This is a genomic window from Streptomyces sp. NPDC040610, assembly GCF_055594065.1.
The window spans coordinates 1441774-1455908 of sequence record NZ_JBVIXA010000001.1 but is presented as its reverse complement, the minus strand read 5'-3'; the positions used below and the strand labels follow the sequence as shown (position 1 = coordinate 1455908).

Sequence of the window (14135 nt, the reverse complement as noted above, 5' to 3'; positions counted from 1 at the left end):
GATGTCGGGGCGTGCGAAGTCGACCCGGTGACCCGGATCGCCACATGAAGTGTACGGGACCCGCGAGGCCGCGGGTGACGCCGCTGTCCACAACCGGCTGGTAGTCCACAGTTCCCGGCCATGATCCCTGCGAATCCGTCCGGGACGGGACCGTTCTCGTATGACGTGTGAACGACTGCCTCGACTGCGGGGCGTGCTGAATGCGGCGGTGTGGGTGACGGTGCTGCTTGTGCTGACCTGCTCGTCCGTGGGGGTGGCGGGGGCGGGGCCGGTGGAGCCGGAGCGCCGGGGCGCGGGCCGGGCGTCGGGGCCGGAGCCGCCGCCGGGGGCGGGCCAGGGCCGGGTTCCGGTCGTGGGTCGCGCCTGGCCGGTGGGGGCGCGTCCGTGGGTGGTACGGGGGTGGGAGCCACCGGCGACGGAGTACGGGGCGGGGCACCGGGGCGTGGACCTGGCCGCGGCGCCGGGCTCGCCGGTCCGCGCGGTGGCCCCCGGCCGGGTGTCCTTCGCGGGCCGGGTGGGCGGCCGCGGGGTGATCTCCGTGGAACTTTCGGGGACGGGCAGCCCGCCCCTGCGCACGACCTACGAACCGGTGCGGGCCACGGTGAAGAAGGGGGCCAGGGTGGCCCCGGGCGAGCCCTTGGGCACGGTCGAGCCCGCGTCCCGCTTCCACTGCCCCACGCCCTGCGTCCACTGGGGCCTGCTCAGAGCGGACACCTACCTGAACCCGCTGAGCCTGCTTCCCCCATGGCTACTGGGCCGGGCCCCGTCCCGCCTGCTCCCACTGGCGGCGTAACGGCTGAGGACGCAACGGCTGGCGGCGTAACGGCTGGCGGCCTAGCAGCTGTGGGCAGCCACCCTCCACCCAGCCCTCGGCCCTCGGCCAGAAGCCTCAGCCCCGAACGCCCCGCAGAGCCATGGCCACAGCAGCCTCCGTGATGGCACCGGGCTCCTCGGCCACCCCGAGCTCGATCCGCCGCACCGCGGCATCCACGATCCCCTGCAGGAGCATCGCGGCCATCCTCGGCTCCTGATGCCCGAGCGCGGCCAGCGCCTCCACGATCATGGCCACAAGCCCACCGTGCGCGGCCCGGATCTTCTCCCGCGCCCCGGCGTCCAGCTCACTCGCCGAGATCGCCACCACGGCCCGGTGCCGCCGGTCCCCGACCAGCGCGAGCTGCCGCCGCACATAGGCCTCGACCTGCGCCTCGGGCGATTCGGCCGCCTCCATGGCCGCCGAGACCTCCGCCGCCCACACGGGGAAGTCGACCTCGCAGAGCTCTTCGACGACGGCGGCGCGCGAGCGGAAGTACTCGTAGACGGACGAGCGCGCGAGGCCCGTGCGCTCGGCGAGCGCCGGGAACGTCAGCGCCTCCGTACCGCCCTCGGACAGCAGGGATCGCGCGGCGTCCAGCAGGGCGCCTCGCTGCATCGACCGGTGCTCGGCCACAGAGGCCGCTCGAATCCTTGGCACGCCCCCACTTTACGGACGCGACGCCCGCCACGGGAGCCCGCCAGGCAGCCATTCCTCCTGGCAGCGACGGCGCGGGCGCGCGAGGAAGGCGCGGACAAGGCACAGGCAAGGCGCGGACAAGGCTCAGGCAGGGCGCGGGCAGGGACGATTCAGCGCGCTCACCACCGCCCTCACCGACCAAAACTGGCCAGCTTCGCCCGCAGCTGGAGCACCGACTTCGTGTGGATCTGGCTGACCCTGCTCTCCGTCACACCGAGCACGTTGCCGATCTCGGCGAGCGTGAGCCCTTCGTAGTAGTACAGCGTCACGACGGTCTTCTCCCGCTCGGGCAGCGTGTTGATCGCCCGCGCCAGGAGCCGTCGCAGCTCGCGGTCCTCGGCGACCTCGACGGGGTTGTCGGCGGCGGTGTCCTCCAGCGTGTCCATCAGGCTCAGCCGGTCGCCCTCGCCGCCGACGTGCAGCAGCTCCTCCAGGGCGACGACGTTCGCCAGGGACAACTGGCTGAAGACCGCGTGCAGTTCCTCCACCTGGATGCCCATCTCGGCGGCGACCTCGCCCTCGGACGGGGTGCGCCGCAGCCGCGCCTCCAGGGTGGCGTAGGCCCGCTCCACGTTGCGCGCCTTCTGCCGCACGGACCGGGGGATCCAGTCGAGCGCCCGCAGCTCGTCGATCATCGCGCCCCGGATCCGCGTGATCGCGTACGTCTCGAACTTGATCGCCCGGTCGATGTCGAACTTCTCGATCGCGTCGATGAGCCCGAAGACCCCCGACGACACGAAGTCCGCCTGCTCGACGTTGGGCGGCAGGCCGACGCTCACGCGGCCCGCGACGTACTTCACGAGCGGTGAGTAGTGCAGGATCAGCTGCTCGCGCAGCCGCCCGTCGCCCGTCGTCTTGTACGACCGCCACAGCTCGTCCAGCGACGTGGGAGCGGGTGGCCGCTCCCGCTCGCCGCTTCGGGCGGCTGGGGGAACCGCCGCCCGGTCGGACCCTGACGTGTGCTGGGGCATGCGTCGCCTTGAGCCGTTCTGCCGTGAACTGGAAAAGTTGCCGGATTGTGTGAGGTTGCGGTTTTGCGTGAAGTGAATGAGGTTGTCCGTCTGATTGCCTGTCTGCACCGGATTCGTCGTGAGCGTAGCGTGACTGAAGCGTCGCAGTGAGCGAAGAGTATGGGATCGCACGTACGCAGATACGTTCCGCTTGACTCCCCGAGGGATCACCTCCGTCGCGCTCCGTAACCGAACCAGCCCGCCAACTGCGTGATTTCCCAAGGTCGTCGAGGGTTCATCCGTCCGGCGCAACACGCACCGTCACGCATCACCCTCTTCCGGAAAGACCGACAGAAACGCCTGGCGTGTCAACTGCCAGCCGTCGCCGTGTCGTTCGACGAACCCGAGCGAGCGAAGTTCGTACAGCCGCACGACCGCGTCGTCCGCACTGGTGCCCGCTTCTCGCGCGATGTCCCGGACCCCGGCGCTCCCCCGCGCGGGCAGCGCGGCAAGCACCCGGGCCGCCCCGGGGTCGAGCAGATCGCGCGGCACCACCGGCCCACGCCGCCTGGGCGCGAGGTCTCCCATGTCCCCGACCAGCTCCACGACTTCGGCGGCATCCCCGACAAGGACCGCGTCCCCGCGCAGGAGTTCGTGCACCCCCGCCGACAGCCCACTGGTGACCGGCCCCGGCACGCCCATGGTGTGTCTCCCGAGGTCCCGTGCGCAGCGTGCCGTGACCAGCGCGCCGCTGCGGTAGGCGGCCTCCACGACGACCGTGCCCCGGGTGAGCGCGGCGATCACCCTGTTCCTGAGGATGAATCTGCTCGGCGTCGGATGGTCGCCGGGCGGCAACTCCCCCACGACGAGCCCCTGTTCCGCGATCCGCCCGATCAACTGCGCGTGCCCCCGGGGATAGGGCCGGTCGACCCCGCATGCGAGGACCGCCACGGTGGCGCCGCCCGCGCCGAGAGCACCCCGGTGCGCGGCGCCGTCCACGCCGTACGCGCCACCGGACACCACCACCCATCCGCGCTCGGCCAGCCCCGCGCCAAGACCGGCCGCCATGTGCGCCCCGTACTCCGTGCAGGCGCGCGCCCCCACGACCGCCACCGACCGCAGCGCCCAGATCCGCAGGGACGGCCGCCCCCGCACCCACAGCCCGACCGGCCGCGCGTCCCCCAGGTCGTCCAGCTGAGCGGGCCACTCGGCGTCCCCCGGCATCACGAACCGCGCCCCGGCCTCGGCGGCGGTCTCCAGATCCCGCACCGCCCGCACCCGCCGGGCCCGGGCCCGCAGCCCCTCCCACCGCTTGGCGGTAACCCCCGGCAGCCTCGCCCTGCGCCCCACATCCTCAAGGCCTTCGAGAACGTCTCCGCCCCCGCTCCCGTCGCCCCCCTCCACGCGAGCGCCCCCGGCAAGGGCGTCGACCCCGTCGACCAGGCACCGCAGCACCGCGACGGCCCCCCACTCCCGCAGCCACCGCCCACCCACGGCGTCCCCGGGCTCCAGCACCCGAGTCAGGGCGACCCGGGCCAGACGCTCGTCGTCGGGGAGAGCCGGGGGTGGCTTGCTCGGCGGACCCGGGTGAGCGTGGCCCGGACGGGCCGGGGCCCCTCCGCCGAGCGAGCGCAGGTCGGCCTTGTGCGGACGGGCTGGGGCACCTTCGCTCGGCGAACTCAGGTGGGCCTTGTCCGGACAGGCTGGGGAACTCTCCCCCTGCGAACCCAGGTGAGCCTCGTCCGGACGCCCCGGGGAACCCTCCCTCGGCGAACCCAGCTCGGCCACGTCCGGACAGGCCGGGGAACCCTCCCCCGACGACCGCAGGTCTCCCGTGTCCGGGTCGCACCCGGGCCTCTCCCCCGGACACCCCAGCGGAGCCGTGTCCGGGAACGCAAGGAATCTCCCGCCCGGCAAGCCCGACCGCACCTCGCCCGAGCCATCAGGAGGCCTCGCGCCCGCAGAACGCGGAGGCGCCGAGTCCACGAGTCCCGGCGATCTCCCACCCGGCAAACCCGGCCCCGCCCGGCCCCAGCCGCCCGGTGACCTCTGCCCGGGTTGTGCCGGGGATGCGCCGCCCGGCACCCCCAGCCCCACCTCGCCCCTCACGGCCGCGCCCCCACCACCATCGGTACTCCCCGTGGCACCCCCGTCCGCAGCTGCAGCGCCAGCGCCACATCGTCCGCGTCGGGGCGGTCGTGGCCCGCGAGGTCGGCCACGGTCCAGGCGACCCGTAGGACGCGGTCGAGGCCGCGGGCGGTGAGGAAGCCGCGCTCCAGGCCTCGTTCGGCCTCGGCCATGGCGCCGGGGACCGCGTGCCATCGGCTGCGCAGTTCGTGGCCGGGGACGTCGGCGTTGGTGCGCCAGGGTGTGCCCTTGAGGCGGGCGACCGTGCGCTCCCGGGCGGCGCGCACGCGGTCGGCCACGACCTGGGTGGACTCGCCGCGCGCCCCCTGCGCGGTCAGTTCGGAGCGGGTGACGGGCTCCACGTGGACTCGCAGGTCGACCCGGTCGAGGAGGGGGCCGGAGAGCCTGGCCTGGTAGCGCCGGATGCTGTTCGGGGAGCAGTCGCAGCTGTCGCCGGTCAGGCTGAAGCGGCCGCACGGGCAGGGGTTGGCCGCGAGGAGCATCAGGAACCGCGAGGGCAGCCGCACCACGCCGGCGCTGCGTGCGATCACGACGTACCCGGACTCCAGGGGCTGGCGGAGCGCGTCCAGGGCGTGGCCGCTGAACTCGGGGGCCTCGTCCAGGAACAGCACTCCGCGGTGGGCGAGCGAGACCGCTCCGGGCCGGGCGAGCCCCTTGCCGCCGCCCACGAGCGACTGCATGGTCGCGGAGTGGTGGGGCGCGCAGAACGGCGGGATGTCCACCAACGGCTTGCCGGGCGGCAGCATGCCCGCGACCGAGTGGACGGCCGTCACCTCCAGGGACTCGGCCCGGGAAAGGCGGGGCATGATCGTCGGCATCCGCTCGGCGAGCATCGTCTTGCCCGCGCCCGGCGGTCCCTGCAGGAACGTGTGGTGCCCACCGGCCGCGGCCACCTCGATCGCCGTCCGCGCCGACACCTGCCCGACCACGTCCGCGAGGTCGTGCCGCTGGTCGTGCTCCGAGGTGCCGACGCCGCTCACTCCGGTGCCGAGCCCCGCGCCGGGCAGGCTCAGGCCGGCCATCAGCGGGTCCGGGCGCCCCGACGCGGCGGGGTCCTCCTCCGGGACGGGCTCGTCGGTGAGGACCGCGATCAGCTGTCGCAGGCTGCGCACCCCGAGGACGGACACCCCGGGCACCAGTGCGGCCTCCGCCGCCGTGCACTCCGGCACGACCACTTGCTCATAGCCCGCCTCCGCCGCCGCGAGAACCGCAGGGAGCACCCCGCGCACCGGGCGCACCCGGCCGTCGAGCCCCAGCTCGCCGATCATCACGATGTCGGCGAGGACGCGAGGGTCGATCCGCTCCGATGCGCCGAGGACAGCGCAGGCGACGGCCAGATCGAAGCCGCTGCCGCCCTTCGGCACGGACGCGGGGCTCAGGCCGACCGTGAGCTTCTTCTGCGGCCACTCGCCCCCGGAGTTGACGACCGCCGCCCTGACCCGGTCCCGGCTCTCCGTGAGGCTCTTGTCGGGAAGGCCCACCAGCGTGAACGCCGCGACTCCCGGCTCCAGGTCGGCCTGCACCTCGACGACGACGCCCTCGACGCCGACGAGGGCCACGGAGCAGGTGCGTGCGAATCCCATCAGGCCACCCCCCGAGCGTGCTCGACCACGGGGGCGCCGCGCTCGGGCACGACGACGCCCACCAGGTCGATGCGCACGCCGCCCGGTGGCGACCCACCGTGTTCCTGGAGCCAGCGCTCGGCCAGGCCGCGCAGCCGCTGGGCCTTGGCGGGCGTCACCGCCGCCATCGGGTGCTGGAAGGACGCCTCCCTGCGGGTCTTCACCTCGCAGACGACCAGGGCGTCGCCGTCGCGGGCGACGATGTCGATCTCGCCCGTCCTGCCGCCGCGCCAATTGCGGTCAAGGACCGTCATCCCGGCCTCGGCCAGCCGCCGCGCGGCCAGCTCTTCGCCGTACTTGCCGAGTGCACCTCGAGCGTTCATGTCGGCACCACCTCCGACACCCACGGTCACGTGGCGGAGCCGCACTATTGGATCTTGGTGCGTTACTGACGGGTTGTGGACAACTCCGTCACCCGGTCGTGTCAGAGGCGGGCGCTCAGCCGCCCGGCAGCTCGAGGTCGCTCTTGTTGAGTTCCTCGATATTCACGTCCTTGAACGTGAGCACACGGACCTGCTTGACGAACCGCGCCGGTCGGTACATGTCCCACACCCAGGCGTCCGCCATCGACACCTCGAAGAACACCTCACCCTGGACCGAGTGCACCTGCATCTCGTAGTCGTTCGTGAGGTAGAAGCGTCGCTCGGTCTCGATCACGTATTTGAACAGTCCGACGACGTCTCGGTACTCCCGGTAGAGCTTCAGCTCCATCTCGGTCTCGTACTTCTCGAGGTCCTCGGCGCTCATGGCATGTTCCCCTTCAGCCGTGCGTCCCCCTATTGTGCGCCAGCCCCGGGAGGCCCTACACGATTTCCGTGTCCAGGGTCTCGGGCGTGCTCGGAGGACCCTCGTCGAGCAGCTTGCGCAGCAACTCGGCGAGCCTGGTCGGATACACCGTCTCATGGGCCCGGGCCAGTTCCTGGCACGTCCACCAGCGCGCTCCGGCGACACTGCGCCGCTCCAGCTCGGTCAGGCCCTCCGCGCGCGTCACCGTCTGCGCGGTTCGCGCCAGGTAGTACCACTCGTCCTGGTCCCAGCGCCGTCCGGCGAAGGGGAAGGAGCACACCCGCCGCCACAGCACGGGGCCGAGTTCGACGTCTGTGATTCCGGTCTCCTCGGCCAGCTCGCGCAGCGCGGCCTCCGCGCGCGTCTCGTCGCCCTCCAGGCCGCCGCCCGGCGTGAACCACCAGTCGTCCGCCCTGTCGCCCGGTTCGTACCCGTGCAGCAGCAGGATCCGGTCCTCGGGGTCAAGGAGCACGACCCGCGCCACCTTGCGCAGCGGGCGCCCCGCCACCGCTTCGGCGCCGACGGCCCCCGTCACGTCCTCCACGCCCTCAGCCGACACCAGCGGCCTCCGCCGTCCCACCAGACCCAGCAGGCCCACCAGATCCGCCGGACCCACCAGCCCCGCCAGAGCCCCCGGCCCCGCCCCGCTCCCGGCCACCCCGCCCCGCCCGCTTGGCGATCGGCCCGTACGCCGCCCCGCCGAGGACCAGCACCGCGCCCACCACCACCGAGGTGAGGATCAGCCGCAGCGGCCCCGGCTCGGACGTGCCGCCGCCCTGCAGGCCGTCGAAGCCGGTGGCGCGGTCGAGCATGCCGTCCAGGGGCCAGGCCACGGCGTCCACACGGGCCTTGACGGCGCTGCGCGGCACGGAGCCCTTGTCGGCGTCCTCCAGGTGCACGCTGGAGTCCATCGAGCCGCTGCGCTCGTCGCCGAGCAGGAACAGATGGCCCTTGGGCACGGTGGTCGCCGGGATTCCGGTCGCTGCGGCGCCCATTCCCTTGGGGAGATACGGTTCGTCGATCTGCTTGCCGTTGACCGTCAGCTTGCCGTCCGTGCAGCAGGCGATCCGGTCGCCGCCGACGCCGACGACCCGCTTGACCATGGGCAGGTCGCCCCACGCCTTCTGCCGGAAGACGACGACGTCACCGCGGCGGACGTCGTCACCGTCGATGCGCTCCGCGAGGACGCGGTCGCCCGCGCCGATGGTCGGGGTCATCGAGCCGGTGGGGACCGTGTAGGGCTGGTAGACGAAGGCGCCCCAGACGAAGCCGCCCAGGAAGAGGACACAGCCGAGGGCCACGGCGACTCCCGACAGCGTGCTGCCGAGCCGTCCGTGGCCCTCGTCCGTACGTCGTGTCGTGCTCATCCCAGTGCTCCCCCGGCTCGGAGACGACCCCGCGGCCCTTCGTACCGCCTATGCGAGCGACGTACGACAACGACGTGCTGCGGCGGACGAGGGCCGTGGAAGATCGGTGATCTGGGACGGCAGACTACCCGGCGGTACCCCCGCCAGAAACCCTGGTGGTGTGCCCGGAATCCAGGCGCGCGGCCACCCGCCGACGGCGCCAGAGCACGAGCGGCACGGCGCCCGCGAGGCCGAGGGCGGCCGGGGCCGCGCTCAGCGCCTGGCTGATGCCGGGCTGGTCGAAGGTGTCCGGGACCGGCAGCGTTCCCCAGCGGGTGGGGGGCCAGGCGATCACGAAGGCGCGGCCCACGACGTTGTCGACGGGGACGGCGCCGCCGCCGGGCTGGTTCTGGTGGTAGCGCGAGTCCAGGGAGTTCTGCCGGTGGTCGCCCATGACCCAGATTTTGCCCTTGGGGACCGTGACCTTGAACTGGCCGCCCTGGTCGTCGACCGTGCAGGGGGTGTTGCCCTCGAAGACGTAGTTCTTCTCGTTCAGCGCCTTGCCGTTGACCTTCACCGGGCCGGTGCCCTTGCACTCGACGGTGTCGCCGCCGACCGCGATGACGCGCTTGATCAGGTCCTTCTCGTCGGCGGACGGCATCAGGCCGATCCAGCCGAGGACCTTCTGCACCGCGTTCGGGTCGGGGGTGGGCTCGCCGTCCAGCCAGTGGCCCGGATCCTTGAAGACCACGACCTCGCCGCGCTCGGGCTCGGAGCCGAACCACGGCGTCAGCTTGTCGACGAGCACCCGGTCGCCCTGCTGCAGCGTGTTCTGCATGGAGTCCGAGGGGATCGAGAACGCCTGGACCAGGAAGGTCTTGATGACCAGGGCGAGGATCAGCGCGATGCCGATGAGGAGCGGCAGCTCCTTCCAGAAGGACTTGGGCTTCTTGCCCTTCGCCGGCTTGGGCGGCTCCGTGCCCTCAGGGCCGGGGACGCCGGTCTCGCCGGGAGCCGCGGAGCCGGGGGCCGCGGTGTCAGGGCCGGTGCTCATCCCGTCCCCCGCGGGTGCGGGTACCGGCCCTGCGGAGTGCCCAGGCTGCTCCTCGGGCCCCTCGTGTCCGGATCGTGCGCCGACCGCCACATCCCCCACATCCACTCCTCAGTCCGTACCGCCGCCTGCCCCGTACGCGATGCAGGCCCACCACTCCCATAACGAGCGGGAGTTCCGCAGGGGTCGGGAGGCCGGTAATTCCGTTGCGATCGCCGGGAGCCACCCTATGCGACGCTCCTGTGGCCGTGGCCGACCCGGCGGGCGCGTCGGGCACGGACGCGTACGCATCGGGTTCGTCCAGCTCACGCCAGTGACCGAACGGCCAGGCGATGACGAGCGCGCGGCCCACCACCTCATCCTCCGAGACGGTGCCGCTGAACTTTTCGTTCCGGTGGAAGCGGGAGTCGGCGGAGTCCGACCGGTGGTCGCCCATCATGAACAACCGCCCCTTCGGCACCTTCACCTTGAACTCGAACAGGGAGGGCTTGTCCCCGGGGAAGAGGTACGGCTCGTTGATCGCCACGCCGTTGACGGTGACCTTGTCGTTCTTGTCACAGCACTGCACGGTGTCGCCGCCGACGCCGACGACGCGCTTGATCAGGTCGCGCTCGCCGTCGGACGGGAGCAGTCCGATGAAGGTCAGGCCCTGCTTGATCTGCTTGATCACGACGGGGTCGTCCTTCTTCTTGCCGCGCTCCTCCTCCAGCCAGTTGCCGGGGTCCTTGAAGACGACGACGTCCCCGCGCGAGGGCTTGCCGCCGAACCACGGGGTGAGCTTGTCGACTAGGACGCGGTCGCCGATGCGGATCGTCTGCTCCATGGAGCCCGAGGGGATCACGAAGGCCTGCACCAGGAAGGTCTTCAGGACGAGGGCTATCAGCAGGGCGACGACTATGAGGAGCGGTATCTCCTTGATCGCGGAGCGGCGCCTGCGGCGCTTGACCTTCTTCGCGAGCTTGCGGCGGTCGGCCCGGCCGGGCAGCACGGGGCCGCTGGTCGGGCGGGTGCCGGTGGGCAGCCGGGTGTCGGCCGCGTGGGTGGCCTTCGCGCGGCCGCGGTTACCCATGCGCGCCGCCTGGTGCCGGCACGCGCGCGTAGGCGTCGGGACGCTTCAGGGAGGTCCAGCGGCTGAGCGGCCAGACGATCCAGTCGACCCTGCCGATGACCGCGTCGACGGGGATCATGCCGCCGCCGGGAGAGCCCAGGTGGTCGCGGGAGTCGCTGGAGTCGCCGCGGTGGTCGCCGAGCAGGAAGAGGGTGCCGTCGGGCACGACGACGTCGAAGGGCACCTTGGAGGGGGCGTCCCCGGGGAAGAGGTAGGGCTCGTTGACGGGCTCGCCGTTCACCTTGATCCTCCCCCGGTTGTCGCAGCAGACCACGCGGTCCCCGCCGACTCCCGCGACCCGCTTGACGTAGTCGGAGTCTCCGAAGTAGCCGCTGCCGTCGAAGACGACGGCGTCTCCGCGCTGGGGACCGGAACCGAAACGGTACGCCAACTTGTTGACGAGTACGCGGTCACCGGGCTGGAACGCGGGCTGCATGGAGCCGCTGGGGATCGCGAACGGCTGCACCACGAAGGTGCTGAGGACGAGCAGGACGCCCAGGGTGAGGAGGGCGGTCAGGGTGAGCCGGCCGCCCGGGAGCCAGTCCATGACGGACGCGAAAACGGAACGCGACCGCTCCTCCGTGCCCTCGGAGTCCGGTGCGTCCGCGGATGCGGTGTCGGACTCGGAGGAGGGGGAGGAGCGGTCGCGCTCCGTGTGCTGTGCTTCGGTGTCCATCGGGGCCAGATGCTATCCGGCCCGGCTGTGGACCCGCGTGGGAGCTCGGCCCGGGGGCCGGGCGCGAGATCAGTTCTCGCGCTTCTCCTTGATCTTCGCGGCCTTGCCGCGCAGGTCACGCAGGTAGTACAGCTTGGCGCGACGGACGTCGCCCTTGGTGACGAGCTCGATCTTCTCGACGATCGGGGTGTGCACCGGGAAGGTGCGCTCGACGCCCACGGAGAACGAGACCTTGCGGACCGTGAAGGTCTCGCGGACACCGGCGCCCTGGCGGCGGATGACTACGCCCTTGAACTGCTGCACACGGGAGCGGTTGCCCTCGATGACGCGGACGTGGACGTTGACGGTGTCACCCGGGCGGAAGGCCGGGATGTCGCTGCGCAGCGACGCGGAGTCGACGGAGTCGAGCAGGTGAGACATGATCGTCTGCTTTCTTCGCTGATGCCACAGGTCATCAGCGGTACGTGGTGATGAGGATTCGGTAGCTGATCGCGTCGGGCCGGCGTCGTTCCCCCTGTGGCAGGGGCGCAGGCTGGACGTACAGCAGCGGCCTATTCTTCCACGGCCTCGGGGTCTCGCCCAAATCGGCCGTCGGGCCCCGGGCGCCACCCCAGGATCGAGAGCATCTCGCGGTCCTTCTTGTCGAAGGCCGCGGGGTCGCAACGCTCGATCAGGTCGGGCCGGTTGGCGGTCGTACGACGCAGCGCCTCGTCCCGGCGCCAGCGGGCGATCTTGCCGTGGTGGCCGCTGAGCAGGACGTCCGGGATGCCGTGGCCGCGCCACTCCGGGGGCTTGGTGTAGACCGGGCCTTCGAGGAGGTTGGCCATGGCTCCGGGCGCGAAGGAGTCGTCGCGGTGGGACTCGGCGTTGCCGAGGACACCGGGCAGGAGCCGGGCCACGGCCTCCGTGACGACCAGGACGGCGGCCTCGCCGCCCGCGAGGACGTAGTCGCCGATGGAGACCTCGTAGACGGGCATCCGGGTCGCGTACTCGTCGATGACGCGGCGGTCGATGCCCTCGTAGCGCGCGGGCGTGAAGACCAGCCAGGGCCGCTCGGAGAGCTCGACGGCGAGTTCCTGGGTGAAGGGGCGCCCGCTGGGCGTGGGGACGACGAGGACGGGCCCGTGCGCCCCCGCCTCGTACCCCTCGGCGAGCACGTCGTCGAGGGCGGCACCCCAGGGGTCGGTCTTCATGACCATGCCCGGGCCGCCGCCGTAGGGCGTGTCGTCGACCGTGTTGTGCCGGTCGTACGTCCACTCCCTGAGGTCGTGCACGTTGACGTCGAGCTGCCCGCGCGCGCGGGCCTTGCCGACGAGGGAGACGTTCAGGGGTTCCAGGTACTCGGGGAAGATCGTGACGACGTCGAGCCGCATTACGCCTGGTCCTCCGGGGCCGCCTCGGCGTCACGCGCGGACGCGACCTCCGCGCGGTCGTCGATCAGGCCGGGCGGCGGGTCGATGACGGCCCGCTGCTCCTCCAGGTCGATCTCGGTGACGATCTGCTCGACGAACGGGATCATCACCTCGCTGCCGTCGGGCCGCTCCACGATGAACAGGTCCTGCGAGGGCAGGTGGGAGATCTCCGTGATCCGGCCGATCTCGGCGCCGTCCTTGGTGACCACGTCGAGGTCCATCAGCTGGTGGTCGTAGAACTCCTCCGGGTCCTCCGGGAGCTCCTCCGGGTCGACCTCGGCGATCAGCAGGGTGTTGCGCAGCGCCTCGGCGCCCGAGCGGTCGCGTACGCCCGCGAAGCGGAGCAGCAGCCTGCCGCTGTGCACCCGGCCGGTCTCGATGGTCAGCGGCCCCACTCCGGCGGGGTCGGTGGCGAGCACGGCGCCGGGGCCGAGCCTGAGCTCCGGCTCGTCGGTGCGCACCTCGACGGTGACCTCGCCCTTGATGCCGTGGGCGCGGCCGATCCGCGCGACTACGAGCTGCACTGTGCTGTCTCTCCCTTGCTGAATACGACTGCGGGCCGGGGACGGCCCTGGAGCCCTCCCCGGCCCGAGCCGGTGCTACGTGTGGTTCAGTGAACCTGGTCCACGTCGACGAGGTCGACGCGGACACCGCGGCCGCCGATGGCGCCCACGACGGTCCGCAGAGCGCGTGCGGTGCGGCCGTTGCGGCCGATCACCTTGCCCAGGTCGTCCGGGTGGACCCGGACTTCCAGGACGCGTCCACGGCGCAGGTTGCGCGAGGCGACCTGCACGTCGTCGGGGTTGTCGACGATGCCCTTCACGAGGTGCTCGAGAGCCTCCTCGAGCATGCTCAGGCCTCGGTCGACTCGGCCGCGGACTCGGCCGGGGCCTCGTCCTTCTTCTCGGCCTTCTTCTTCTGGGTGATGGCGTCACCCTTGGGCTCGCCGTCGGCGTCCTTGGCCACGGCCTCGAAGAGGGCGCGGTGGTCGGCCTTGGGCTCCGGCTGCAGCAGCGGAGCGGGGGCCGGCAGGCCCTTGTGCTTCTGCCAGTCACCGGTGAGCTTCAGGATCGCGAGGACCGGCTCGGTCGGCTGGGCGCCGACGGACAGCCAGTACTGCGCACGCTCCGAGTTGACCTCGATGCGCGAGGGGTTCTGCACCGGGTGGTACAGACCGATCTCCTCGATGGCCCGGCCGTCACGGCGGGTACGGGAGTCGGCGACGACGATGCGGTAGTGAGGCGAACGGATCTTGCCCAGACGCTTCAGCTTGATCTTGACTGCCACGGGAGTGGTGTCTCCTGGTCTTGACGTGGTTGGGCACAACGGGATGCCGCGTGGGGTTGCGGTACTCGAGGTGCCCGATGGACGCGTCAGCCGGAGGAGAGAGGGGTCCTGTGCGACTGTCGAGTACAGCTAGCCATTGTGCCACACGCCCACCCGTCTCCCACCGCCACCCTCAACCGAGACCCTTCGGGCCACTGCTTCCTCCCAGGGGGGCGGCCGAATCCGGCCCGACCGCCCCG

Annotated in this window: 17 protein-coding genes; 1 reads left to right on the top strand and 16 read right to left on the bottom strand. The window is 71.9% G+C overall.

The window, feature by feature from the left end; translation table 11 throughout:
- Positions 1-160 precede the first annotated feature (160 nt).
- The gene (locus ACZ6AA_RS06470; protein ID WP_471456513.1) at positions 161-793 is read left to right on the top strand and encodes a murein hydrolase activator EnvC family protein; all 633 of its coding nucleotides are present in this window, start codon (positions 161-163) and stop codon (positions 791-793) included.
- 96 nt (positions 794-889) lie between these two features.
- Here the strand turns inward: ACZ6AA_RS06470 and ACZ6AA_RS06465 are convergent, their stop codons facing one another.
- The 16 genes from ACZ6AA_RS06465 to rpsP form a co-directional block, all read right to left on the bottom strand.
- Positions 890-1447 carry a TetR/AcrR family transcriptional regulator gene (locus tag ACZ6AA_RS06465; protein ID WP_468452608.1) on the bottom strand — a complete coding sequence of 186 codons (558 nt, stop codon included), beginning with the start codon at positions 1445-1447 and terminating at the stop codon, positions 890-892.
- Between the two features lie 194 nt (positions 1448-1641).
- On the bottom strand, positions 1642-2481 hold the full coding sequence (gene whiG, locus ACZ6AA_RS06460) for an RNA polymerase sigma factor WhiG (RefSeq protein ID WP_468451920.1): 840 nt from the start codon (positions 2479-2481) through the stop codon (positions 1642-1644).
- Positions 2482-2781: 300 nt separating this feature from the next.
- Complete coding sequence (gene dprA, locus ACZ6AA_RS06455) at positions 2782-3999, bottom strand: DNA-processing protein DprA (protein WP_468452610.1); 1218 nt, start codon at positions 3997-3999, stop codon at positions 2782-2784.
- Between the two features lie 566 nt (positions 4000-4565).
- A complete protein-coding gene (locus ACZ6AA_RS06450; RefSeq protein WP_468451922.1) occupies positions 4566-6191 on the bottom strand; it encodes a YifB family Mg chelatase-like AAA ATPase in 1626 nt (541 codons plus the stop codon).
- A complete protein-coding gene (locus tag ACZ6AA_RS06445; RefSeq protein ID WP_405661716.1) occupies positions 6191-6583 on the bottom strand; it encodes a YraN family protein in 393 nt (130 codons plus the stop codon). Before ACZ6AA_RS06445 ends, ACZ6AA_RS06450 begins: the two co-directional genes overlap by 1 nt.
- 85 nt (positions 6584-6668) lie before the next feature.
- Positions 6669-6977 carry a DUF2469 domain-containing protein gene (locus tag ACZ6AA_RS06440; protein WP_003965949.1) on the bottom strand — a complete coding sequence of 103 codons (309 nt, stop codon included), beginning with the start codon at positions 6975-6977 and terminating at the stop codon, positions 6669-6671.
- A gap of 55 nt (positions 6978-7032) precedes the next feature.
- Entirely contained in the window at positions 7033-7551 is a 519-nt protein-coding gene (locus ACZ6AA_RS06435; protein ID WP_468452612.1) for an NUDIX hydrolase, read from the bottom strand.
- 13 nt (positions 7552-7564) lie between these two features.
- Positions 7565-8383 (bottom strand): signal peptidase I, encoded by an 819-nt coding sequence (gene lepB, locus ACZ6AA_RS06430; protein WP_468451924.1) that lies wholly within the window; start codon positions 8381-8383, stop codon positions 7565-7567.
- A 124-nt stretch (positions 8384-8507) separates the two neighbouring features.
- Positions 8508-9515, bottom strand: a complete 1008-nt coding sequence (lepB, locus tag ACZ6AA_RS06425; RefSeq protein ID WP_468451926.1) for a signal peptidase I — start codon at positions 9513-9515, stop codon at positions 8508-8510.
- A complete protein-coding gene (gene lepB, locus ACZ6AA_RS06420; RefSeq protein ID WP_468451928.1) occupies positions 9400-10482 on the bottom strand; it encodes a signal peptidase I in 1083 nt (360 codons plus the stop codon). Before lepB (ACZ6AA_RS06420) ends, lepB (ACZ6AA_RS06425) begins: the two co-directional genes overlap by 116 nt.
- Positions 10475-11197: a signal peptidase I gene (gene lepB, locus ACZ6AA_RS06415; protein ID WP_468451930.1), complete on the bottom strand. Its 723-nt coding sequence runs from the start codon at positions 11195-11197 to the stop codon at positions 10475-10477. The genes lepB (ACZ6AA_RS06420) and lepB (ACZ6AA_RS06415) overlap by 8 nt, the downstream gene beginning before the upstream one ends.
- A gap of 69 nt (positions 11198-11266) precedes the next feature.
- On the bottom strand, positions 11267-11617 hold the full coding sequence (gene rplS, locus ACZ6AA_RS06410; RefSeq protein WP_016638799.1) for a 50S ribosomal protein L19: 351 nt from the start codon (positions 11615-11617) through the stop codon (positions 11267-11269).
- Between the two features lie 131 nt (positions 11618-11748).
- Positions 11749-12570: a tRNA (guanosine(37)-N1)-methyltransferase TrmD gene (trmD, locus tag ACZ6AA_RS06405; RefSeq protein ID WP_190119890.1), complete on the bottom strand. Its 822-nt coding sequence runs from the start codon at positions 12568-12570 to the stop codon at positions 11749-11751.
- On the bottom strand, positions 12570-13133 hold the full coding sequence (gene rimM, locus ACZ6AA_RS06400) for a ribosome maturation factor RimM (RefSeq protein WP_468451933.1): 564 nt from the start codon (positions 13131-13133) through the stop codon (positions 12570-12572). Before rimM ends, trmD begins: the two co-directional genes overlap by 1 nt.
- A gap of 86 nt (positions 13134-13219) precedes the next feature.
- Entirely contained in the window at positions 13220-13459 is a 240-nt protein-coding gene (locus ACZ6AA_RS06395; protein WP_030361979.1) for an RNA-binding protein, read from the bottom strand.
- A gap of 2 nt (positions 13460-13461) precedes the next feature.
- Positions 13462-13896 carry a 30S ribosomal protein S16 gene (rpsP, locus tag ACZ6AA_RS06390; RefSeq protein ID WP_030361978.1) on the bottom strand — a complete coding sequence of 145 codons (435 nt, stop codon included), beginning with the start codon at positions 13894-13896 and terminating at the stop codon, positions 13462-13464.
- Positions 13897-14135 lie beyond the last annotated feature (239 nt).

Coding starts and splice junctions, on each gene's coding strand:
- ACZ6AA_RS06470 (WP_471456513.1), top strand. CDS start 161: ATGACGTGTGAACGACTGCCTCGACTGCGGGGCGTGCTGAATGCGGCG.
- ACZ6AA_RS06395 (WP_030361979.1), bottom strand. CDS start 13,459: ATGCTCGAGGAGGCTCTCGAGCACCTCGTGAAGGGCATCGTCGACAAC.
- lepB (WP_468451924.1), bottom strand. CDS start 8,383: ATGAGCACGACACGACGTACGGACGAGGGCCACGGACGGCTCGGCAGC.
- lepB (WP_468451930.1), bottom strand. CDS start 11,197: ATGGACACCGAAGCACAGCACACGGAGCGCGACCGCTCCTCCCCCTCC.
- ACZ6AA_RS06450 (WP_468451922.1), bottom strand. CDS start 6,191: ATGGGATTCGCACGCACCTGCTCCGTGGCCCTCGTCGGCGTCGAGGGC.
- rplS (WP_016638799.1), bottom strand. CDS start 11,617: ATGTCTCACCTGCTCGACTCCGTCGACTCCGCGTCGCTGCGCAGCGAC.
- lepB (WP_468451928.1), bottom strand. CDS start 10,482: ATGGGTAACCGCGGCCGCGCGAAGGCCACCCACGCGGCCGACACCCGG.
- whiG (WP_468451920.1), bottom strand. CDS start 2,481: ATGCCCCAGCACACGTCAGGGTCCGACCGGGCGGCGGTTCCCCCAGCC.
- trmD (WP_190119890.1), bottom strand. CDS start 12,570: ATGCGGCTCGACGTCGTCACGATCTTCCCCGAGTACCTGGAACCCCTG.
- ACZ6AA_RS06440 (WP_003965949.1), bottom strand. CDS start 6,977: ATGAGCGCCGAGGACCTCGAGAAGTACGAGACCGAGATGGAGCTGAAG.